The organism is Blautia sp. OM06-15AC (assembly GCF_003481425.1).
Lineage (GTDB): Bacteria > Bacillota > Clostridia > Lachnospirales > Lachnospiraceae > Fusicatenibacter > Fusicatenibacter saccharivorans.
In genome coordinates, this window is record NZ_QULD01000004.1 from 27661 (window position 1) to 51485 (window position 23825).

21 protein-coding genes are annotated in these 23825 nt (G+C 47.3%); all 21 read right to left on the reverse strand.

What is annotated here, in order from left to right:
• Positions 1-64: 64 nt before the first annotated feature.
• The 21 genes from DXB83_RS07170 to DXB83_RS07275 all read right to left on the reverse strand — a co-directional run bounded on the left by DXB83_RS07170 (position 65) and on the right by DXB83_RS07275 (position 23713).
• Positions 65-517, reverse strand: a complete 453-nt coding sequence (locus DXB83_RS07170) for a hypothetical protein (RefSeq protein ID WP_118044993.1) — start codon at positions 515-517, stop codon at positions 65-67.
• Positions 514-1458 (reverse strand): ParM/StbA family protein, encoded by a 945-nt coding sequence (locus tag DXB83_RS07175; RefSeq protein WP_199696591.1) that lies wholly within the window; start codon positions 1456-1458, stop codon positions 514-516. Before DXB83_RS07175 ends, DXB83_RS07170 begins: the two co-directional genes overlap by 4 nt.
• A gap of 250 nt (positions 1459-1708) precedes the next feature.
• Positions 1709-2023, reverse strand: a complete 315-nt coding sequence (locus tag DXB83_RS07180) for a helix-turn-helix domain-containing protein (RefSeq protein WP_118044995.1) — start codon at positions 2021-2023, stop codon at positions 1709-1711.
• Between the two features lie 148 nt (positions 2024-2171).
• Positions 2172-2519 (reverse strand): TnpV protein, encoded by a 348-nt coding sequence (locus DXB83_RS07185; RefSeq protein ID WP_118044996.1) that lies wholly within the window; start codon positions 2517-2519, stop codon positions 2172-2174.
• Between the two features lie 238 nt (positions 2520-2757).
• Positions 2758-3840 carry a hypothetical protein gene (locus DXB83_RS07190; protein ID WP_117510090.1) on the reverse strand — a complete coding sequence of 361 codons (1083 nt, stop codon included), beginning with the start codon at positions 3838-3840 and terminating at the stop codon, positions 2758-2760.
• A 172-nt stretch (positions 3841-4012) separates the two neighbouring features.
• Positions 4013-4957 (reverse strand): CobW family GTP-binding protein, encoded by a 945-nt coding sequence (locus tag DXB83_RS07195; protein ID WP_117805215.1) that lies wholly within the window; start codon positions 4955-4957, stop codon positions 4013-4015.
• 32 nt (positions 4958-4989) lie between these two features.
• On the reverse strand, positions 4990-6051 hold the full coding sequence (locus DXB83_RS07200; RefSeq protein ID WP_022461674.1) for an NAD(P)-dependent alcohol dehydrogenase: 1062 nt from the start codon (positions 6049-6051) through the stop codon (positions 4990-4992).
• Between the two features lie 143 nt (positions 6052-6194).
• Positions 6195-6881 carry a deoxyribose-phosphate aldolase gene (gene deoC, locus DXB83_RS07205; RefSeq protein ID WP_118601127.1) on the reverse strand — a complete coding sequence of 229 codons (687 nt, stop codon included), beginning with the start codon at positions 6879-6881 and terminating at the stop codon, positions 6195-6197.
• Complete coding sequence (locus tag DXB83_RS07210; RefSeq protein WP_055220242.1) at positions 6878-7597, reverse strand: GntR family transcriptional regulator; 720 nt, start codon at positions 7595-7597, stop codon at positions 6878-6880. The genes deoC and DXB83_RS07210 overlap by 4 nt, the downstream gene beginning before the upstream one ends.
• A 294-nt stretch (positions 7598-7891) precedes the next feature.
• Complete coding sequence (locus DXB83_RS07220; RefSeq protein ID WP_173827592.1) at positions 7892-8593, reverse strand: hypothetical protein; 702 nt, start codon at positions 8591-8593, stop codon at positions 7892-7894.
• 240 nt (positions 8594-8833) lie between these two features.
• Positions 8834-10189, reverse strand: coding sequence for a C40 family peptidase (locus tag DXB83_RS07225; RefSeq protein ID WP_117510092.1), 1356 nt, complete (start codon positions 10187-10189; stop codon positions 8834-8836).
• Positions 10190-10386: 197 nt separating this feature from the next.
• Positions 10387-11457, reverse strand: a complete 1071-nt coding sequence (locus DXB83_RS07230) for a BMP family ABC transporter substrate-binding protein (RefSeq protein WP_147326117.1) — start codon at positions 11455-11457, stop codon at positions 10387-10389.
• A gap of 165 nt (positions 11458-11622) precedes the next feature.
• Positions 11623-14367, reverse strand: a complete 2745-nt coding sequence (locus tag DXB83_RS07235; RefSeq protein WP_117805218.1) for a hypothetical protein — start codon at positions 14365-14367, stop codon at positions 11623-11625.
• 187 nt (positions 14368-14554) lie between these two features.
• The gene (locus DXB83_RS07240) at positions 14555-16240 is read right to left on the reverse strand and encodes a formate--tetrahydrofolate ligase (protein WP_022461681.1); all 1686 of its coding nucleotides are present in this window, start codon (positions 16238-16240) and stop codon (positions 14555-14557) included.
• A 228-nt stretch (positions 16241-16468) separates the two neighbouring features.
• Positions 16469-18235, reverse strand: coding sequence for a sulfatase-like hydrolase/transferase (locus DXB83_RS07245; RefSeq protein ID WP_117805219.1), 1767 nt, complete (start codon positions 18233-18235; stop codon positions 16469-16471).
• 231 nt (positions 18236-18466) lie between these two features.
• Positions 18467-19090, reverse strand: coding sequence for a V-type ATP synthase subunit D (locus DXB83_RS07250; protein WP_022461683.1), 624 nt, complete (start codon positions 19088-19090; stop codon positions 18467-18469).
• 20 nt (positions 19091-19110) lie between these two features.
• Positions 19111-20535 (reverse strand): V-type ATP synthase subunit B, encoded by a 1425-nt coding sequence (locus tag DXB83_RS07255; RefSeq protein WP_022461684.1) that lies wholly within the window; start codon positions 20533-20535, stop codon positions 19111-19113.
• A 14-nt stretch (positions 20536-20549) separates the two neighbouring features.
• Positions 20550-22316: a V-type ATP synthase subunit A gene (locus DXB83_RS07260; RefSeq protein WP_022461685.1), complete on the reverse strand. Its 1767-nt coding sequence runs from the start codon at positions 22314-22316 to the stop codon at positions 20550-20552.
• Positions 22309-22896, reverse strand: coding sequence for a V-type ATP synthase subunit E (locus tag DXB83_RS07265; RefSeq protein WP_055220230.1), 588 nt, complete (start codon positions 22894-22896; stop codon positions 22309-22311). The genes DXB83_RS07260 and DXB83_RS07265 overlap by 8 nt, the downstream gene beginning before the upstream one ends.
• A gap of 23 nt (positions 22897-22919) precedes the next feature.
• Positions 22920-23228 (reverse strand): V-type ATP synthase subunit F, encoded by a 309-nt coding sequence (locus DXB83_RS07270; RefSeq protein ID WP_055220228.1) that lies wholly within the window; start codon positions 23226-23228, stop codon positions 22920-22922.
• A 50-nt stretch (positions 23229-23278) separates the two neighbouring features.
• Positions 23279-23713: an ATP synthase subunit C gene (locus DXB83_RS07275; protein ID WP_022461688.1), complete on the reverse strand. Its 435-nt coding sequence runs from the start codon at positions 23711-23713 to the stop codon at positions 23279-23281.
• Positions 23714-23825 lie beyond the last annotated feature (112 nt).

Here is a 23825-nt window from a genome sequence, read left to right on the forward strand (position 1 = left end):
CTGTTTTTGTAAAGCTATTCCTTACTGTCAGTCTGTTTTCCTGTTACTGCTATTTCATAACTATCTAAAAACTGTCTGCAAAATCCAATGCTGCATCCATATTAGCTTCTTTCTCCCAGTCCAGATTATCTTCTGCGATCTCTCCATCCGTTTTCTCCATTGTTAGTGTTCTGTCTGGCAGATTAATTTCTCCTACCGATTCTTTTACAAACGGTACAAGCATTTCCATCAGATTCTTCGCTATAGCCATCGGGGCAGATTCTTTCACTCCATCCCGGACAGCTGTTTCCACTCTTTCCAGAAAAGCATCTTCCTTTTCTCTGGTTTCCAGATACGGATCTGCTTCATTCCTATACTCTCTGGAAAAATAATCGTTTAAAGCAACTACAACTGCTCTGGTGTACGATTTATATTTTTCCCTGTCCATCGTCTGCAAATATTCCCATGCCTGCCTATCCTGTTCATCACAAAGATTCAAACGAATATTTGTGTTGATGATTTTCCGTTCTTTTCTCATACAAGCATCCCTCCGTTTCTCTGGATTTTCCTTACGGTCATTGCTTCATAGCCTTTCGCTGTGGCACAGATGTTCCGTACAATTGTCACCCGGCTCTTGTCATATTCTCCAAAATTCTGGATCATACAACCGCCACCGCCGACCACATACAGACGCATCAGTTCTGGATTATATTCCCGTTCTCTCAGCTTATGAAAGATTTCTTTCGTATAATCTCCGGCAGCTTTACGAATGACTGTCAGATATTTCTCACCAATATCTGCTGTCCCGGTACGGATCACCTGCTCAATCACCAGATCGTCCACCACTGTTCCAAGTTCTTTCAGCATGGATTCCCTGACTGCAAGCACACACTGATGCGTTCCATATTTCTCTGTAAAGCATTTCTTCTCTAATGGACGGGAATTGTTGATATACATGATGTTCATAGTTCCGTTTCCAATATCCACAAGCATGTTGATTCCTTTGAAATCCTGTAAACGGTAAAAGGCTGCTGCAAATCCCTGTGGGTAAATATCAGCACCTGCAAACTCCACATGATATTCTTTATTACGGAATGTAAAATCTACACATTCATTCTGGAGAAGATATTTCTGAAAGTCTTCTTTCTGTGTAGCTACCCAGGTAAGCGGAAGTCCGGCTGCAATGTGTACCTTTGCCTGATTCATTCCTTTCCCATCCAGTTCCCTTGCGATAGCCGCCAGTGTCAGCACATAATAATCCTCGTCCTGCGTTTTTTCTGCACAAAACTCCTTGTGTTCCTCTCCTATCTGGTAATACATGCCATTGTAAACAAGAAGATTATTCTGGAAGATTGGCTCCTTGTCATATCTGGCTACACCGGATGGAAAGCATCTGGTAGCTGTTTTCATGTTTCCATAACCATGATCAATCCCGATCACCATAATTGTTTCATTTCTGTTATTTTTCATCATTCTCATAATCATACCTCATTCTTTCTTTTCTTATCCAATCCTATTAATACTTACGTGAATTGATAAGATGGATATTTTATTTACTGGTTCTTTAATAATTCATATTTGATAACATGGATTATTAATAGCAACGGTTTGTCCAATATTGGATTTACCATATCTGGTTTTCCTATTTTCTGATGTCCGGAGATAGGAATTTCCTATGACCTGATTGTCCAAAATCGGACTATCCACCATTAGGCATTTTCTCCTTCGCTTAATCATTTTCTTCTCCTAATGGAACTTCCCGGATAATATATTCGGTATCGCCATAAAAGCCATATTCATTACGCAATCTATGGCGTTCCACATATCCATGATGCTCTAATTCCTTAATTGCAGAACGAACAGAATCAATCCCATCTCTGCTCAGTGTTGCCAGTCCTTGCATATTGTAATTCCAGTCATCTGGTAAACTTAACATCAGTGACAATAGACCTTTCGCTTTTAATGTCAGATTCTTATTCTTGAAATGGTGATTACTCATTATCGTAAAATTCTTAGTTTTCTCTACACGAAAAATCTGTGCCATGCTCCTATCCTCCTTTCCAGTTCATAAGAAAAAGCGTAAGTAATATCTCTATCACTCACGCCTTCTCTAATCATTTTATTCTTTTTTTCAATGAATTTTTAATCTGTCCTATTACCTGTTCAATCCTCAGTCACAAGCTTAAACTTTGTTAAACATAGATCAGTTCATTCAAAATAATCTCTTCTGCAATCGCTCTATGCTGATTGGCAGCCCTTACCCATGCCATTTGATCTTTCTCCTTATCCGGCAATGGATCTTTTTCTTCCAACTGTTTCAGAATAATTTCTTCCCGTTCTCTGGCTGCCTTGTCCACTTCCAGCAGATGCTCACCTATCGTATCCTGCAAAAGCATCATCTGATAAGTTGAATTTCGATGGTTCTTCAGATAATCTCTGCGAAGAAAACCATACTTGCCCAGTTGCTCCATCTGCTCACCGGATTTATAGGTGAGATTCGGGATCAGATATCCATTTACATTTGTATACGTTAATTTCATTTTATTAGCACTCTCCATTTCTCATCATTTTTTGACCACAAATTTACGACATTTACGACAAATCTGACACTGCTTTACAATACCAGACAAAATGACTGATACCCCGGAAAGCCTGTAAAACAGGAACTTCTAGGATACACAAGACAGGACAAAAATCGACTTCCATTATCAAGAGGTGAGTGCTAATTTTTTTTATTTTTCCCGACGCTCCTTTTCTCCCTCCCCCCCTAAAAGATTTTTATTCATCGCCGTACACAGCAATAAAATGAATCAGTGCCTCTGTTTCGGAACTGGCATACTTTTTGGCAGATGCTTCCAGCGGCTGTGATTGATATGCTTCAAACGAATCGCCCTCGTCGCGTCCAGATATGTAGCGATTATCATTTAGTTTCCACTTCCTCATTTCTTCAAAATAAGCAGTATTCGCCATTTCCGAATTCCAGTCCATTCGCTCCAGCAGATAATACTCCATTCCATGATAACATTCTTCGCAAATTCCCGTAAAAAATTCTTCTGCTGTCTGAGATGTTAAATGCTCTGGAGCATACCATATTTCGTTCTCTTCATTATTATATAATGCAACGCAATTCGATGATCCTGTCTCTTTCACATACAGCGGAATTTCGGGAATTCCAAGTCGTTCTGTTTCAAGCCGTACCATCTTCTGCGCTGCAATTGTTCTTTCTTCCAGTGTTTTTTGCCTCCATTCGCTCTCCTTTAAGCTCAGCAGAAATTCTTTATTTTCCTGAAAAATGTTCTCCTGATTCTGGACGAGATTATAGTCCTTTTTTCGTTCGTAAAGTTCTGCCACTCCGGACGGAGACTCAAGCTTCCAATATATCATCATACAAGTCGGTACCATACTCACGCATACTGAAACAAACAGAAATGCGTTTAAGTCACTTCTTTTTAATCTCCAGAATTTTTTCGGAGAATATTTTCGTTTTTTTCTATGTAAATCTCTTAAAACCGTAACAAGAAATATCCCATCCAGCACTGCAAGAAACAACACAATTTTCAGTGAATATTGGGCAAATAAAAACAGCATCAGTATGCTCGGCGGAAATGTATAGAATAAAACTTCATTTGCAGTTCCATCTGCGCAGTAGCTTCGAATGGGTGAGGCCAGCCACAAAATCAGGCACAGCGCATAGGCAAAAAGCATTGTCCCCGACGAAATATGGACGGAACATTCTGTAATATATACCTCAACCTGTTTCACATACATCACATACAAGATACAGATCGGATATAAAATCGAGCTTTTGCTCAACCAGTATGCCGCTGATTTTCTTTCCCGTCTTCTTTTCTGTTCCTCCATATCAGATCCCCCCTGATTTTTCTTTTGTTTTATTTGAAATACTTGTATGTTTATTTTAGCGTAATTTTTCGTTTTTGCCTATCCTTCGTTTTTCAGTTGAATCTTTCTGTAAAAACCAAAATTGCGAAACCCTGTTTTGGCAGGACTCCGCAATCTCTTTTTCCTATTTACTTTATGATACATGACGGGCAGCATATTTCATTTTCTGGTTTCCGGCGCATTTCTTAAAATACTGCCGGATCGCATTTTCGTTCATATCGTTTCCGATAAACACAGCCTGGCCGGCGTTTTTCTGTTCTGTGCCGGTGATGCTGTAGCGGTGATCGGCGACATCAAATTGGAGAAACTGGTCTCCGGCTGCGAACTGTCCTTTTGCACGGATGATATTTCCAAACGCTCCGCGAATGATCTGTTCCAGAAAACACCACAGGGTTTCCGGTGCCTCCATTCGGATATTTTCGAAGGAGAAGGTCTCCGGCATCTTTTCGCCGCTCTGCGTATCCTGTACTTCTTTCTCATATCGGCCGCCCAGCAGCAGGCTCTGGTAATCTTCCCGTGTCATCGTGGATGCATAATCCGTGATGATTTTTGCCTGCGGGTTAATTTCCTGCAGAAATTTCTGGATGCGCTGTTTTTCTTCCGCCTGGCATGCTTCTGTTTTGGAAACAATGATCGTATCCGCGCTTCGGATCTGATCCTGATACAGCTCGGGATATTCCGCCATATAGCGGCGGTAACTGTAAACATCCACAATAGTGACCGGCGAGAGAAGCTGAATTCTCTCGTACTCGATCTGACGCAGATTTTCTATAATCCGGGCGAGACTTCCGACGCCTGTCGGTTCTACGATCAGGTATTCCGGGTCTACCACATTGGCAATGGTCAGCACGGATGCTGCAAAATCCTTTTTCCCGATGCAGCAGATGCACTGCTCTGTCATTTCCCATACATTTTTCTGCGTTCCTTGCCGGTTCTGGCCAAGACGTGCGCCGTCGATTCCTGCGGCTCCATATTCATTTTCCAGTATGGCAAACCGCTGATCGACGTTCCTGGCCAGCCGTTTGATAAATGTTGTTTTTCCCGCGCCCAAAAAGCCGGATACGATCAATATTTTCATACGTTTCCTTTTTCAGTCAAATTTTCAAATCATCAGTCAGCCAATTTAACGACTGGTTTGATTAAATCCTTCGGTTTATCTCTCATGAGGAACAGTGCTTCTTCCAGATGATCCCATCCATCAAACACATGTGTGGACAGCGGGCTGACATCCAGCTTGCCTGCCGAAACAAGAGCTCCCAGTTTTTCCATGCGGAGTCTTCCGCCAGGCATCAGGCCTCCGTTAATCTGTTTGTGACCCATTCCAACGCCCCACTCTACACGCGGAATATCAATGTTGTCACCGGATCCAAGATAGTTTACATTTCCGATCTTTCCGCCCGGTTTCAGGCATTTTACTGCTTCTGCAAAGGTTTCTACACCACCGCCGGCGATGACTACTTTATCAACACCTTTTCCATCTGTCATATCAAGTACCTGCTGGAAAATCGGTCCGTTCTTGTAGCTGACAAAATCCGTTGCGCCGTATTTTTTTGCCGCTTCTACGCAGACCGGTCTCGTTCCGACAGCAATGATTCTCGATGCGCCGCGCATATTCGTTCCGGCTACCGACATCAGACCAACTGGTCCGATTCCGATGACAAGAACTGTATCACCAAACTGTACATCGGCAAGCTCTACGCCGTGGAATCCGGTCGGCACCATATCGGAAAGCATGCACGCGTCGACAACATTGATGTTTTTCGGAAGCAGCGCAAGGTTTCCATCGGCATCATTTACATGAAAGAATTCAGAAAAGACACCATCTTTGAAGTTGGAGAATTTCCAGCCTGCCAGCATTCCGCCGGAGTGCATGGAATAACCAGCCTGTGCTTCCAGAGAATTCCAGTCCGGAGTGATGGCCGGCACAAGAACCCGGTCTCCCGGTTTGAAATCTTTTACGAGCTCTCCGACTTCCACAACCTCTGCACAGCACTCATGGCCCAGAATCATGTTATGACGGTCACCGATGGCCCCTTCCCATAAAGTGTGGACATCTGATGTGCAGATGGCAACTGCCAGTGGACGGCAAATGGCATCCATCGGCCCGCATTTCGGGCGTTCTTTCTCGATCCATCCGGATTCACCGATTTTCAGCATTGCATAACCTTTCATATCTTTTGCTCTCCTTTCAGATTGTTAATGATTTATCGATTCCTATGATTCGAATATATCACTAATAGGTTACTAATTCAACAGAAAAGTCACGGAATATCGTAGAATATTCCGTGACTTTTTTATAGCTTTTGCACAATAGATTACTTATAGATACTTTTTATCAAATTCTGTACCGACCGCATTCCCATACCGAAACGGCTACAGCCGGCTTTCTGCATTTCCTGTATAGTTTCCAGACTGCGGATTCCACCGGCGGCCTTGATCTGAATGCGACCGGCGGCTTCACGGCTCATGATTCGAACCTGCTCCACGGTGGAAGGACAGCCGGGATACCATCCGGTGCTCGTCTTTACATAATCCGCACGGCCTTCCACACACAGATCCACTGCCTGGCAGATTTCCTGCTCCGTCAGCTGCGGTGCCTCGATGATCACCTTAAAAATCGCCGAAGGCACCTGCTCCCGGATGGCCAGAAGTTCTTCTTTTACATAAGAAAATTCGTGGCTTCTGAATGCCGTAAGATTCATCACCATGTCGATTTCCCGGCAGCCAGCCTCCCACAGTTCTTTTGCCTGCCACTTCTTCTGTCCGGTCGTATCTCCGCCGCCCGGAAAGCTTACCACGCCTCCCGCATGGATTTCTCTGGTGTCCTGCAGCCGTTCTGCCACATGGGCGCTGAACGCCGGCAAGGTAAACACAGCAGCCAGACGATATTTCTTTGCCAGCTCCACCATCGCATCAATTTCATCCATTGTATGAAATGCCTGTACACAGCTGATATCAATCTGCCGCATCAGTTTCTTCTGTTCTTCTGTCTCATCGCTCATTTACTCCGTCCTTTTCCCGAAATCTCCACCTCGTACTTGCTTCCGATGATCCGCACGTGGTCAATGCTCACCGGCCGGTTCTGCCAGTAGGTGACTCTGTGCACCACAAGAAGCGCATCCTTCGGCTCCGTTTTCAGAACCTGGGCTTCCATAAAGGTCGCGGATTTCGCTGAAATTCTGTCTCGTGTCTCATCAATCTGCAAGCCGAATTTCTCCTCCAGAAACTGATACAGCGCTACAAACTGATTCTCATACGCCTCGATGCCAGGGACTTTCGCATATTCGATATAATTTTCCATCAGCGTAACAGGCTCTTCATCCGCAAGCTGCAGCCGCTGAATCCTCGCCACGCTGGTTCCCTCCGGAATTTCCAGTTCATCGGCGAGCTGTTTGTCCGCCGAAATGATGTCGATCATCATATCTGACGTCGTTACCCGATATCCTTTTTTCATCAGGGATTCCGTGACCGATGTGACCTTGTTATAATTCTGAATTGCCTTATGATTCAGCACCCTCGTTCCAGAACCCTGGCGAACCTCAACCAGTCCCTCCTGCACCAGCATCTTTACTGCATTCCGTACCGTAGTACGGCTGACCTGATAGATTTTCTCCAGTTCACACTCCTTCGGCAGAAATCCCCCGACAGGATATGTTCCCTTATTGATCTCGTTTTTCAGTCTGCTGTAAACCTTCACATAAGCCGGTGCATTTTTCATCTTCTTCCCCTCCCGTGAAATATCAATATCCGCTTTTTGATCCTTTTTGCAGTATACCATATTTTGACGGCACAATCGAGTCCCAAAGAAGAGTTCCTGTTTTCTGCTTTGTCACCGACACATACTCTGCCAGACGCACAGAAAAAAGGCAGACGCATGTCATTTCTTTATGACTCACGTCTGCTCTGCATGAATCTTCTTTTTTCTGCTGTCTGCGAAATACTTCCATTCTCCAGAAGCAAATCTCTCTTTCTGCGGTGTAAATTTTTGTTACAAATTTTTTATTGTTCTTTTCTATTTTTTCGTATCAAACCGCGTCACCGCCATGTGCACCACGTACGGCACCAAGATGACCGGGATTGCCAGGTATGCCAGGATGCTGTACGCCTTCTGGATCAGCGTCAGCAGACCAAACTGTGCGATAAGGAAGTCCGCGATGCAGCAGACAAGCGCGGCAAGGATCTGGGTGCGGCTGATTTTGCCTGCGGTTTCTGTTCTGCTGCTTCGTTCAGCGAGACCGGCGTGGATTCGTTTGACCATGGCGGCAACCATGTTGACGGCTGTGGATACGGCACCGAGGATGATCAGTACGGAAATCAGCGGTGTCATGAATTTACTGCCGACGCCCTGCTGAACCATAAATAATGTCGGGACGCTCTGCTGGATCATTTCCGGGTTCTGGTATACGGTCATGATTCCGAGGACGACCATGATCATCAGAAGGGCATTTAATACGGCACCGACTGCCATGCTCTTTCCGGCATCCTGCGGTTTTTCGAAGGATTTGGCATGCTGGACGAAGACTGCGACATTGGCAAGCTGGAAGGTTCCGTAGAGGAATGCGGCGTACAGGGCTTTGCCGAATGGGAGGTCTGCGGTTTTCATGGTGTTTACAGTATCGCCGATCTTTCCGGCTCCGGCGATGATGTTCGGGACGTAGACGATCAGCAGACCGGCAATAATGCAGATGGACAGCACTGACGCTACTTTCCGCACCAGATCCGTTCCGAATACCGAAACGACGAAAATAATTTTCCAGTTTCATAACGATTCTCCCTTCTTCCTAACAAGCAAAAGGGCATACTGACCTTCTGTTGGTCAATACGCCCTTGTATCTCCGATGTGCTTTAGTATATCACAGTTTTAACGCGAATGCACTCAATTTTAAGCAAAACGCAAAAGATCCCGGGATTTTTCTCTCCCGGGATCTGAAAATTCTTACTATGTAATTCTTTTTTAAACCACACGTCTTACCGCAAGAATCGTGGTATACGCTGCGTTGCTGCTGATCTTGATACCGTCGCGCTCATTGCTTGCGTGTACGATTGCACCGCCGCCGATGTAGATGGCTACGTGGCCGCTGTAGCAGATAATATCGCCCGGCTGAGCCTCTGCATAAGATACACCGCGTCCTACACCACGCAGTGCACTGGAGGAATGCGGAAGGTCGTATCCGAAGTGTGCGTAAACGCTCATGATAAAACCAGAGCAGTCAGCTCCGTTGGTAAGGCTTGTGCCGCCCCATACGTATGGATTTCCAATAAACTGTGTTGCATAGGATACGATGGCACTTCCGGTTGCGCTTCCGGTGCTGCTGGAGCTGCTGGAATCATCCGAGCTGCTGGTATCGCTGGACGAAGAATCATCGTAAGAGCTTCCTCCGTTAGACGGTGTTGTTGTCGTGGTGGAGCTTCCTGTGCTGGACGGTGTGTTGTCTGCCGTTGTTGTATTATTTGCAGCACTGCTTGCGGCTGCTTCTGCTGCTGCCTGTCTTGCTGCTTCTGCCTGGCGGGCTGCCTCGGCTGCTTCTGCTGCCTGACGGGCCTCTTCGGCTTTTCTTGCTGCCTCTTCGGCTGCAATCTCCTCCTGGATCTGCTGGATCTTTGCGTTCTGCTCTGCCAGTACTGCGTTGTACTGTGCAGCCATGTCGTTCAGGTCTGCGATCTGGTTTTCGTAGTCATCGGAAACGGCTTTTTTCTGCTCAAGCATTGCCTCAAGGGACTGCTGCTGTGCTTCCTGCTCTGCCTCACTGGCTTCGAGATCTGCTTTTTCATCTGCAAGCTGATTGCTGTAGTCTGTTACCTGCTGTACAAGATCCATGTACTCCTGCAGGCACTCTCTGTCGTATTTGTATAACTTCTGGGTGTACTCAGCCTGGTTGAGAATGCTGCTTAAATCTTTTCCCTCCAGAAGAAGTGCTGCCCAGCCGTTGTCTCCGCCGCTCTCATAGAGGAACTGGATTCGTTTTTTCATCAGCTCGTACTGCTCGTCCTCTTCAGCCTGGGACTGTGCCAGTTTTTCCTGTGTTGTTTCAATTTCTGTCTGTTTCTCTGCAATTTCATTTTTCAGATTTTCCACGGATGCCATGGTTACGACAAGCTGTGCGTCCAGGTCATCAATCTCGCCGGTAATCTGATTCTTTTTGGTTTCCAGATCGTCGATTTCTGCTTTTGCGTTGTCAAGCTGTGCGCTGGTCTCTGCCTGTGCTGCCTGCTGCTGCTGTAACTGCTCCTGTTTCGAGGCGCTTACTGTCATTACCTGAGCTGCACTTACGATCACTGCTAAACTTAAGGCAAGAAATTTTTTTCTCATTCTTTCACTCCCAAATTGATTCGTTGTATGTAGGTTTCTTTGTTTCAGGTTTCCCTGTTTCTTAGAAATTCAATTATTCTGTAACAATTTTGAAATATTTTTCCCAATTCTTTTACATAATATCACAATTCACAAATGGATGCAAGGAAAAATATCCCGACTTTTTGTAAACAATTCGTGAACAGTAACGATACATGTTATTTTACCTTCTGTACACTCACACAACTCAATTTGTATTGATCCGGCGAGGAAAGCGCATCGCCGTCAGGGATTGAAAAGTCCTCTGCGGAGAATTTCGCACAGAGTGCCCGGTACTGATCCTCTGTAAAGTACGGCACCGCATCCTGATTCCATTCCAGACTGATTTCCTGATCGGTCACGCCGCGCGTTACAATTTTCCCGCCTTCAAAATCCTTTTGTTTCATTTCTTTTAACGCATTGTAAACTGCAGTTCCATAATCCAGACGTACTTTCAACACGGCATTGGCGTACTCCTCCACGCCGCCGTTTGCGATCAGTGCTCCGCCTGCCGCAGATGCTGCTGCGCCAAGTACATTCTGATACGATGCACCGTCCGAGAAGAGAATCTGTCCGCCCTCACCATACCAGCTTTTGATTTTTTCCAAATACGACGGTGATACGCTGCTGCTTTTCCGATACGTATAATCCAGCGTGATGCTGTTTTCTCCAAGTCCCAGATCCGCAGCGGCCGCCTCTGCACCGAGTGCATAACCTGTCCCGTACTTTGTTCCGTTCTCTTCGTTTTTCTGTCCGATATAGCCCAGGTGCGTGTAGCCGGCCTGTACTGCCGCATATCCTGCCAGGTAGCCGGCCTCTGATACATCAATTTCCAGGCTTTCTGTATTTCCGCGGAGACGGCTGCGGCCGCTCTCACTGACCGGTTCTGCCTCCAGCAGCAGAAAACGGACATCCTTCCAGTCGCGCTGTGCATCGTAAACGGCGCGGCTCATGCTCGTTCCGACACAGACGATAACGGATGCTCCCTTCTGCGCCGCCTCTTTGATGGTGTTTTCATAGTCCTCTGTTGTCCGTCCTGCCGGAACACTTGCTTCATATTTCAGACCGCTCTCGTCTCCATACTGCGCAAGACCGTTCCATGCTGACTGATACACGGCATCGGAAGCTACCTCACTGCCGTCGGTTACCAGCACCAGATCCACTGGTTCCGTCTTTTCTTTTCCGCAGCCGCCCAGCAGCAGCAACGACACTACGCCAAGACAGAGCGCCCATTTCCAGCTCTTTCGCATGTTTACTCCCCTTGTATTTTTATTTTCCAGATTTTTTCTTTTGTATTTCTGATCTGCGTCTTTCACGCACCTTCTAGTATAGACAATTCCAGCGCAAAAAGAAAGAGAGAATACACGAACTACAAAGTTTTTTTGTATTCTCTCTTATTTTTTATAGAAGATATTTTACTGGAACAGATCGTTCAGGATTTCTGCCGGTTTCTTCCTGCGGTAGCCTTCACTGTCACTTAAGATACTGCTGCTCCAGGTGAAATGATTCACACCGGTCAGATAGGACCGGTCAAGAACTTTTACACCATACCGCTCATACGCAACCGGATAATACATTTTCATGTATTCATTTGCCAGCTCAATAGCTTCACTGTTAATGCTTCCTGTTGAAGAAACGGTTCCGCCAAGCTGAATATACGGCGGTGTCGCATGAATGACAACCACGCTGCCGTCCGAGCACTGGCCAATGACAATCCAGACATGACCGCTCTTGCTGACCACATCACCCGGCGTAAATTTCTGGGATGTATCGCCTGTCACGCAGGTTCCCCAGCCTTTTCTTGCAAAGTAGGCCGGCATTCCAGTGGAGGTTGTCGTTGCATACTCTTTCGTCACCTGATGTGCGGTCCATCCGACATAGCCGGAACAGTCAAGACCTTTTCCGTACTCATACAGATGATCGGAATAGTTGTAGGTGGAATTCTGTGTATTGAAGAATTGTTTCCACTGCGCATTGACGCCGTAACTCTCTGCCTCTGCGTCTGTGTGGCCGCCTCCCCAGATATACAGGGTGTTTCCAAGCGGAAGCAGTGCATTTTTCAGAAAGTTCCGTACGGTGCGGACACCGATCTGCGCGGACGGTTCAAATCCGTCCGGACTCTGTACCAGCTTGCCGTCCTCATCGAACACATACGTTTTTCCGTCGATCACCTGTTTTCCGGTTATCATGCCGCCCCAGTTTCGGAAATAGTATGTATTTCCGCCAATCGACTGCCAGCCGATTGCCATTTTCGAGTCAGATCCAAGGTAATAGAGGTTATTATCATAGGTAATAAACGCATTCTTGTACATGCCGCCCCAGCTTCTCGGATAATAATAGTTATAATCCCAGTATACCCAGCCGCTTGTCGCCATAACGCCGTTTTTGTCTACATAATAATAGTTTCCGTCGTACTGAAACAGCTCGTCATCTCTTCTGGTTCCATTGGCGTTGATCCAGTAATGCGTTCCGTCCAGAAGCAGCCAGCCCGTATGGCTTGTGCCGTCCTCATCGAAATAATACGTTTTTCCGCCGTTCTGCACCCAGCCGGTGGCAAATGTTCCATCTGAATTGGCATAGTATGTTTTACCGCCGATGGTAAATGTCTGATCATGGTACAGACCGCCCCAGCTCTGGAATGCGTATTTTGTTCCGCCGATGGTATGAATTCCGGTGTACATGCCGCCCCAGCTTCGGAAATAGTAGCGGTTTTTGTCGTAGGTGATCCATTCAGACGATGCCATCGTACCGTCTTCTTTCATCCAGTACCAGTTGTTGTCATATTTCACCCAGCCGGTCTGAAGCGACGTATCCTTGTTGATCCAGTAATACGTTCCGTTGGTCAGATACCAGCCCTCTTTTGTAATCTGCTCGCCGTCTTCCAGAAAATAGTATTTCTTTCCATTGATATCGCAGACACCTGTATAGAAGGTTCCGTCATCCTTTGCCCAGTATTTCTTTCCCTGCCAAGTAAAAGATTCGTTATGGTAAACGCCGCCCCAGCTGTGGAAATAATATCTTGTTCCGTCAACCTCTTTCATTCCGGTGTACATCACACCGTCACCGTCGAAATAGTATCGGTTGTTGTCATACGTGATCCATTCAGATGCAGCACGTGTGCCGTCCGCTTTCAGCCAGTACCATTTGCCTTCCAGCTTCAGCCAGCCGGTCTGAACAGAACCATCCTGATTGATCCAGTAAGTCTGATCTCCCAGCTGAACCCAGCCGGTCTGGCTGGCATGATAGATCGATCCGTCATTCTGCGCTATGTAGGTTTTTCCTTTTACGGTAAAGAAGGTGTTTCGATATACACCACCCCAGCTCCGGAAATAATACTCGTTTCCTCCGATGCTCTGGAAACCGTTTTTATAAATGCCGCCCCAGCTCTGGAAGTAATACAGATTGTTGTTGATTTCTTTCCAGCCGGATGCCATCATGACACCATTATCATCAAACCAGTACCAGTTATCATCGTACAGCAGCCAGCCGGTCTGCAGGACGCCGTCTTCTCTTACCCAATAATATGATGTGCCTTTTTTCAGCCAGCCTTTTTGTGTGATCTGCGCTCCCGTAGTATCATCAAATGCGCAGAGATCACCATGTCCATTCATTGTTCTGACTATTCCACGGGCAACGATACCATTTTCCTGTACATAGTACATTTTTCCACTGATGCTGAGATACACATTTCTCTGAATGCCGCCCCAGCTCTGGAAATAATAAAGGTTTCCATCTACTTCCTGAAAACCATTTTTATAGATTGCTCCGTCTCCCTTGGCATAATAAAAATTATTATCGTATGTGAACCAGCTGTTTTCTGCCATGCGGCCGTTCCGGTCCGGATCCAGCCAGTACCAGTTTCCATTCCGGTAAAGCCATCCTGTTTTCAGCTGTCCGTTCTCATAAAAATACCAGCCGCCGTCGCCTGCCTTAACCCAGCCATTCTGACTGGCCCGCACAGCAGCACCGCTGTCCTGTGAAGCCTGTGTCTGCGTTTCACTCTGTATCCCGCTCTGCTGATCCTCTGTCTCCACAGACTGGTCCATCACCGTGCTGCTCCCCACAGCACTCGCGGAAACAGTCGTCGGATGTACGCTGAGCATCAGCACCATAAAAAGTGTACCGCCCAGAAGACTTCTCAATTTTTTCTTCGATGTCATTGGCAAGTAACTCCCTTACTATATTATATCTGCTTTTCTCTCCATGTTATCATTAGAAATTATATTATCTTTTGTAATATTTTGCAATAAAAACGTAAAAAAAGAGACATTCACGAAGGAATGTCTCTTTTTTTCTGTGTTTTATTTCACGCTTTATTCTGTCTTTTCAAGACAATATCCTGTGTTATTAGAACAATCCTGTAATCTTTCCAGTAGCGTCTACATCGATACGCTCTGCTGCCGGAACTTTCGGCAGACCTGGCATGGTCATGATGTCACCGGTCAGGGCTACGATGAAGCCTGCACCTGCGGAGATTTTCAGGTTACGTACGGTAACTTCGAATCCGGTCGGTGCGCCGAGTTTGGTCTGATCATCGGTCAGGCTGTACTGGGTTTTTGCCATACAGATCGGGCAGTTGCCAAATCCGAGAGCCTCTAACTGTTTTGCCTGTTTCTGTGCATTTGCGGTCAGGACAACTCTGCTTCCGCCGTAGATCTTCTGAACGATGGCGTTCAGTTTCTCTTCGATGGAGCCTTCCAGATCGTATGCATAAGTGAAATCGTTCGGCTGCTCGCAAAGACGGACAACTTCTTCCGCCAGGGCTACGCCGCCCTCGCCGCCTTTTGCCCATACCTCGGACAGAACAACGTTGACACCGAGCTCTTTGCATTTCTCCTCAACCAGCTTCAGCTCTGCTTCGGTATCGGTCGGGAATGCGTTGATAGCAACGACACATGGCAGTTTGTATACGTTTGTGATGTTGCTTACGTGTTTCAGAAGGTTCGGCATACCTTTCTCCAGAGCTTCCAGGTTCTCGCCGTTCAGTTCTGCTTTCGGAACGCCGCCGTTGTATTTCAGGGCACGAACAGTTGCTACGACTACAACTGCATTCGGTTTCAGGCCTGCCATACGGCATTTGATGTCGAGGAATTTCTCAGCACCAAGGTCAGCACCGAAGCCTGCCTCTGTGATAGTGTAATCTGCTAATTTCAGGCACATTTTGGTTGCTGTTACAGAGTTGCAGCCGTGTGCGATGTTTGCGAATGGTCCGCCGTGAACGATAGCCGGAGTTCCTTCCAGAGTCTGTACCAGGTTTGGTTTCAGGGCATCTTTTAAGAGTGCTGCCATAGCGCCTTCTGCGTGCAGGTCACCTGCGGTTACCGGTTTCTGCTCGGATACTTTTCCGTAGGTATATCCGATGATGATCTTGGAAAGTCTTTCTTTCAGATCTGTGATGTCGCTTGCCAGACACAGAACTGCCATAACCTCAGATGCTACGGTGATGTCATAGCCGTCTTCTCTCGGCATTCCGTTTGTTCTTCCGCCAAGGCCGTCTACAACGCTTCGAAGCTGACGGTCATTCATATCTACGCATCGTTTCCAGGTGATCTTTCTCGGATCGATATTCAGAGCGTTTCCCTGGAAAATGTGGTTGTCGATCATAGCTGCCAGCAGGTTGTTTGCTGCACCGATTGCATGGAAGTCACCGGTGAAGTGAAGGTTGATATCTTCCATTGGAACAACCTGTGCGTATCCGCCGCCTGCTGCTCCGCCTTTTACACCGAAGACCGGCCCAAGAGATGGCTCGCGAAGTGCAACCATTGCTTTTTTACCGATTCTGGAAAGTCCGTCTACCAGACCTACAGAAGTTGTTGTTTTTCCTTCTCCTGCCGGTGTCGGGTTGATGGCTGTAACGAGGATCAGTTTTCCATCCTCCGCATTGGTGTCTTTTAACAGGTTGTAATCAATTTTTGCTTTGTACTTTCCGTACTGCTCCAGATATTTGTCATCAATACCTGCTTTTTCTGCGATCGCTGTGATCGGCTGCATGGTACATTCCTGTGCAATTTCAATGTCTGATTTGTAACCCATTGTTTTAAAATCCCCTTTCTTTTTTCCGCTTTGTCCGCCGATTGATAGCCATATTTTACCATGTTTTGTAAGATGATTCAATTGATAATTATTTATTTCACAATCTTTATACGTTTTGTACCAAAAAATGCAGAAAATTCCGCCAAAAGGCGGAGCGGCACAATTCTGCATTAAAAAAAGAAGGATTCCCGGCTTTTTGCTGCCGAAAATCCTTCTCTTTTTTATTTTTTAAGAATACTGCGACTCATCCACCTCAAACGGTTCGTCGCACGGTCCTTCGAGGAGGCGGTAGCTGCCCTGTGTGGAGAAGTAATACCATTTTCCGTCGATCAGTTTCCATCCTTTTACGGCGTAGCCGTTTGCGTCAATGTAATATCTCTGCTCGGTGTCGTTTGCATAGCGGTGCGGGTTCAGGGAAACCCATTCGCTTTTGGCCCATCGGTCTTCGTCTTCGATATAGAACTTCCAGCCCTCATCGGTTTTGGTCCAAATGGAGGTTACCTGATCTTCCATTTTTTCGAAGAATTTGGATTTCTGGGAGAGATCATCATTGAGCTGGTCGAAAGTCAGCTTCTCTGCAAGCGTCTGTTCACCTGAAAACAGGTTCGTTCCAAGACCGAGGCGGTCACCCTCAATGGTAGCTCCGAGACTTGCGATGGTGGTCGGGAACATGTCCATGGTGGTGAAACTTCTGTTTTTCTCCTGCTGCGGCTGGATCGGAGAGTTGATGATCACGTTGTATACGGTTCTGATGTAGTCCGGATCAATGTTCTCACAGAAATCGGAATCCATCGTCAGATGGTCGCCAGAAATTACGATCGTTGTGTTCTCGTAGAAATCCTGCTGCTGAATCCAGGAAACGAACTCGGTGACCTGCTTGCTGGAGCAGTGCAGAACCATTCCGTACTGGTTGTCACCGTCGTTTTCTTCATCGCAGAGCTCACACGGATAGCCATCCTCAAAATGGGTGTCTGCGGTCAGCATGGTGAAGTTGAACGGCTCTCCCTCTGCTGCGATTTCGGTCAGACGGTCTTTGGCAAAGGAAAAGAGTTTTTCATCCTCATAGCCCCACCATTCGTAATATCCTTCCGGGATCAGGCCTTTTTCCATAGCCCAGTTGTAATCGTCTACTTCGTAGTCGCCGTGCTCTTTAAAGTACTCTTCCCGGCCGCCGAACTGTCCGATTGAACCGATGAAGAAATACTGCTTGTAGCCTTCATCCGCCAGGACATCACCCAGGGTATTGATTTCCGGGAAGAAGCTGGCCTGATATGCCATCTCATTTCGCTGGATTCCGATGCTGAGAGGCAGACCGGAGGTCTGTGCGAAAATTCCGGCAATGGTCCAGGTTGCGTTTACGGTAGGCTGGCCGCCGCCGAGCAGCTCCGAATTGGAAAAACTGATGTTGTCTGCGGCAAGCTGGGTCAGCTCCGGGATATAGTTTTTATCGAATGCTCCGCCGGAAGCTTTGTCTGCGTAGGTGCTCTCCATGGATTCCAGATAGAGATAGATCAGATTTCGTTTCTGTTCCGGGAACGTGATATTCACGCGGTCCGGATCTACGTAGTTGTCTTCTACCACGGTATTGTACGTGCTCTGATTTTTCAGATAATCTTTTACGTCCAGTGCTGCCCACACGTCATTGATGGAATAGACGATGCTGGCGGCTCCTGCCGCGATACAGATCATCCCGAACGCCACATGGGCTTTGCGTTTTTCCCGAAGAAAAATGCTGACCAGAATCAGAAGGATGAGTGCTGCCGCTGCGATCAGCGCACTTGAGCAGATATAACTCATCAGAAGATCATGGCTGGTTCCGGCAATCGGGGCCTTTAACTGGTAAACAAGCTCTTCCATGCTCAGATTCGGCCATGTTTTCCGCATCCAGCGCTCGGACGTAAACAGCAGCACGCCAAGCGTTCCGATCAACACTGCAAACACAGCCAGCAGAATGCGCCCTGCTTTTTTCGTTTTTTTCTGTTTCTTGTGTTTCATCTTCCTACCTCCAAAAAGCATTACAGCTTACAAAATCTTAACTTTTCTTTACAATCGCCTTACGTATTATAGCAAAGACCGTTTTAAAAAGATAGAAAATTTTTATAAAATTTTTGCACAAAAAGTGCAGCCAAAAACATATTTTTTGCATGACACATAAAAACCCGCCCGGCACCGCAAATCTCTTCGCGGCCCAAGCGGGTTTTTCATCTCTATTCCGGGAAAGCCTTATCAGCTTGCCTTGTTCTTTCTCTGTTTGATGACCTTCAGTCGTGTGAACTCTTCGCGCTCCTTCTCCTCCAGTGCGTCCGCGATATCCTTGGACAACTGGGTGTAATGCGGAATCGTGATGTTCTTCAGCGCATTGGCGCGCTTCTGTGTTTTCTTGATTGCCGCAGCAAGGCGGTATGCCGAGTTCTCAATCATGGAAAGGTTTAAGGTCAGGTCTTTTACTTTTTCAAAGGCCTGTCTTGCCTGATCCAGGGACTCCTTCGTGCTGTAGTAAGCATAAGTCGGGGCCTGTCCGGACGGATCAGCCTCTACCAGCGGAATTTCCACGCCCATGATACTCCTTGTCTTGATCCGGATAGATTCCTCCACCGGAACGGTATAGGACACGGTCTGTACGTTGGTGATACCGATCTCCATGTTCGCAATCTGCAGCGCCGCATATGCTTCGCGGAACGTCACATCAATCTGACGCTGAATATCCTTTGCCTCATCGATCAGGCCCATGAGCTCGCGGATCAGAATATTCCGCTTCTTGTCCATCAGCTCGTAACCCATGTGGGCAAGTTTCAGAGAGTTCTTTGCAAGAATCAGGTTTCCCTTGGTAGGAAAGGTATTCGGGTCCATTCCGATCTCACTCCTCTCGCTTACTCATTCATGGCATCGGCTTCTGCCTTTGCTTTTGCTACTGCATCAATGGTGGTCGGATGATAATACTGATCCAGAACCTTGGTGTTGACACGGTCGAGCTCTTCTCTCGGAAGCAGTCCAAGAAGCTCCCATGCCTTATTCAGCGTATCTTCCATGGAACGGTTTTCATCCATTCCCTGGCCGATGAATTCATGCTCGAATTCATTACCGAATACCAGGTACTGTTTATCGATCGGAGAAAGCTCATCCTCACCGATAACGGATGCCAGGGAACGCGCATCTCCTACCTTTGCATAGCAGGAGAACAGCTGGTTCGCTACGTCCTGATGATCGGCTCTTGTGTAGCCCTCACCGATACCGTCCTTCATCAGACGGGAAAGACTCGGCAGCACGCTGATTGGCGGGTAAATAGACTGGCCGTGAAGCTGGCGGTCCAGTACGATCTGACCCTCGGTGATGTAACCGGTCAGGTCAGGGATCGGGTGCGTGATATCATCGTTTGGCATGGTCAGGATCGGAATCTGTGTTACGGATCCCTCTACGCCCTGTACGATTCCGGCGCGCTCATACAGCGTAGCCAGCTCACTGTACAGGTATCCAGGATAACCTTTACGGGAAGGAATCTCTCCACGGGAGGAGGAAACCTCACGCATAGCCTCGCAGAAGGATGTGATATCGGTCAGGATAACCAGGATATGCATGCCTTTCTCGAATGCAAGGTACTCGGCAGCTGTCAGTGCTACCTTCGGGGTGATCAGACGCTCTACAACCGGGTCGTTTGCCAGGTTCAGGAACATAACAACGTGGTCAGATACACCACTTTCCTCAAAGGTCCGACGGAAGAACTCTGCTACGTCGTATTTAACACCCATAGCGGCAAATACGATTGCAAACTTCTCATCGGAATCTCCAAGAGATGCCTGCTGTACGATCTGTGCTGCCAGCTGGTCGTGCGGAAGTCCGTTTCCGGAGAAGATCGGCAGCTTCTGGCCACGAATCAGGGTGGTCAGACCGTCGATTGCAGAAATACCTGTATGGATATAGTTTCTTGGGTATTTACGGGTAACCGGGTTCAGCGGCAGGCCGTTGACGTTTCTTCTTACCTCTGCGTCAATCGGTCCCATGCGGTCGATCGGTTTTCCGATACCATCGAAGGTACGTCCCAGGATTTCCTCGGAAAGTCCGATCTCCATCGGATGTCCGGTCAGACGGGTATGAGTATTGGTAAGAGACATGCTCGAAGTTCCCTCAAATACCTGAATAACGGCTTTGTCTTCGTATACAGCAACGATACGTCCCAGTTTTTTCTCATTGCCGTCTACGGTAAATTCTACGATTTCCTCGTAGGAAGCATTTTTTACACCTTCCAGAACAACCAGAGGGCCATTGACCTCACTAAGGCCTAAATATTCAATTGCCATGATGAATTCCCTCCTTAACCATTCTTCTCGAGTACCTTATCGTAGAAGGTGTCGATATCTTTTTTGTATGTGTCAAACAGATCCAGACGGTCATTCGGTACATCGTATTTAATAGAAACGACGCGGTCAAAGATCTTGTCCTCTTTCAGTACGGACATTGGCATGCCCATCGTCACGAGCGCTTTGGATTTCTTGTACAGATAAAGAATAACTTCCATCATCTTGTACTGTTTTTCCAGAGATACGCAGGTGTCATCCGGATGGAATGCGTTCTGCTGCAGGAAGCCCAGTCGAATAACTCTGGCGATTTCCAGGGTCAGCTTCTGGTCATCCGGAAGAACATCGCTACCGATCAGTTTTACAATTTCCATCAGGGAGCTCTCGGAGTTCAGGATTCCCATTAACTGGTTCCGCATATCTACAAAGTTTTTGTTTACGTGATCTTTGTACCACGGCGACAGATCCTGCAGGTATTCACTGTAGCTGGTCAGCCAGTGGATCGCCGGGAAATGACGGGCGTAAGCCAGAGATTTGTCCAGTCCCCAGAAGCAGCGGACGAAACGTTTGGTGTTCATGGTAACAGGCTCGGAGAAGTCACCACCCTGCGGAGATACGGCTCCGATGATGGATACGCTTCCCTCTGCGCCGCAAAGGGTCTGCATCATGCCGGCACGCTCATAGAAAGCGGACAGACGGGATGCCAGGTATGCCGGGAAACCTTCCTCGGCAGGCATTTCCTCCAGACGGCCGGACAGCTCACGGAGTGCCTCTGCCCAACGGGATGTAGAGTCTGCCATGATTGCTACATCATAGCCCATATCGCGGTAATACTCAGCCAGTGTCAGTCCGGAATACAGAGATGCCTCACGGGCTGCAACAGGCATGTTGGATGTGTTGGCGATCAGGGTGGTACGGTCCATCAGCGGGTTGCCGCTCTTCGGGTCGATCAGTTCCTGGAACTCCTCCAGAACCTGTGTCATCTCGTTTCCACGCTCTCCACATCCGATATAGATGATGATATCGGCATCAGACCATTTTGCGATCTGGTGCTGGGTCATGGTTTTTCCGGTACCGAATCCGCCAGGGATGGCTGCTGTGCCGCCTTTTGCGATCGGGAACATCGTATCCAGGATACGCTGTCCTGTGATCAGCGGAACGGATGCCGGATATCTTTTCAGGGTTGGACGCGGTACACGGATCGGCCATTTCTGTGCCAGTGTGATCTCTTTTTCGGTGCCGTCTTCCAGTTTCAGTTTTACAATCGGGTCAAGGATGGTATACTTTCCGTCTTTGGCAGCCCAGATAACCGTGCCGTTGACATCCGGCGGAACCATCGATTTGTGAACGATGGAACGGGTTTCCTGTGTTTCTGCAATGATTGCGCCGCCCATCAGCTCTTCGCCTTCCGAAACAGTTACATGGACATCCCATTTTTTCTCTGTATCCAGAGAATCTACGGTAAGGCCGCGGCTGATGTATTTACCGGACTGCTTTGCAATCTCGGACAGCGGACGCTCAATACCGTCAAAAATGTTGTTCAGGATTCCAGGTCCCAATGTAACAGAGAGGGCATCTCCGGATGCGGTAACTGTTTCGCCTGGTTTCAGTCCTGTGGTTTCCTCGAAAACCTGTACTGTGGTGGTATCCTTTGTCAGGGCAATAACCTCGCCGACCAGACGTTCTTTACCAACGTAAACCATCTCGGACATTTTAAATCCGGTGTTTCCTTTCAGATATACGACCGGACCGTTGATTCCATAGATAACTCCGGTTTTATTCATGCTCTACACCTCCGTGAAAGATGAAATTCTCCCGCTCTTCGTTCAGAAGGGTCTCGAAGGAATTATCGATCAGAATATTTTTCTCCGGAATGACCGCGCGCACGCCGCCAAGGAACGGCATGGCCGAAATGGTAAGGGTTACGGAGAGTTTCTGCTCCAGGGAAGCCTTATGAGCTTCGTCTGACGGATCCAGATATAAGGTCAGCTTGTCGTTTCCGGCAAATGTAACGGCTTCGCGGATTTTGCGCTCCAGATACTCCTCATAGGATGGATCCTTTTTATAAGCGGTAAGTTTTTCACGAACTTCTTTAAACAGTTTTTCTTTTAATTCCAGATTTTTACGGGACAGCTTCCGTCTGATATGAAGCTGATCCGCAGACAGTGTCTTATTGACATCACGTTTTGCTTTCTCGGTCTCGGCAGCAACTTCTTCTTCTGCCTGACGTCTTGCGGTTGCTTTATGCTCCTCGAAGATCTTATCCAGAGCTTTCTGGTGATCGCCGATCACACGTTCTGCTTCACGGTTTGCACTGTCCAGGGAATGATTATAAAAATTCTGAAGTTTCTCCTCAGTAGTCAATGTGTGTCACCTCCAGGGCATTCTTACAGTTTTAATCCAATAGATTCATTTACAAAGGAAGTGATAAAGTCCGGCGCTCTTCCGGTACCGTGACGGTCCGGAATTTCAATGAGCAGCGGAAGCTTATGGTTGAGGCGGACATCCTCCAGAATGTCCGGGAATTCCTTCCCGAACTTTTCTGTAAGGAGAATAATTCCGATCTCTTTGTCTGCCAGTGTTTTCTGCAGTGTATCATAAAGCTCCTCGCGCTCATGAACGACAACGCCTTCCACTCCGGCCAGGCGCATGCCCGTCTGAGTGTCTACGTTATCACTGATCAAGAACATTTTCATTTATGATTCCTCCAACTTAAGGTGAAGATCAATACCTTCCGGTTTTGGAATCAAAGTTTACCAAGAATCATGAAGGAGATGATCAGACCATACAGAGCGATACCTTCGGCCATAGCTACGAAGATCATGGATTTACCAAAGATGCTGCCGTCTTCGCTGATTGCTCCAAGAGCTGCGCTTGCGGAAGATGCAACGGCGATACCGGAACCAATACCGGAAAGACCGGTAACAAGAGCTGCACCGATGTAACCAAGACCGGTTGCAAGACCAGCGCCTGCTTCTGTTGCAGCAGATGCAGTTGTTGCGCCTGCGAAGGAAACAACGGTTGCGATCAGCAGAAGGCCGAAGAAGCCGCTTACATTGGCTGCCAGAGATTTTTTGTAACGATTTTTGTTGTGCTCACCTTTGAAGTAATAAGTCATAGGAACAACGATGGTTAATACCATTGCGATTGCAGTAAGTACCTGTACAAATGCTGAGTTCATAATAGTTTTCCTCCTGAAGTTAATTCATTAAATTTACTCTTTGCTGCGATCCGGAGCCATTTTCACTTTTTCCCGATACAGCTTCCCGCCATATTCACTTCCATTTCGCATG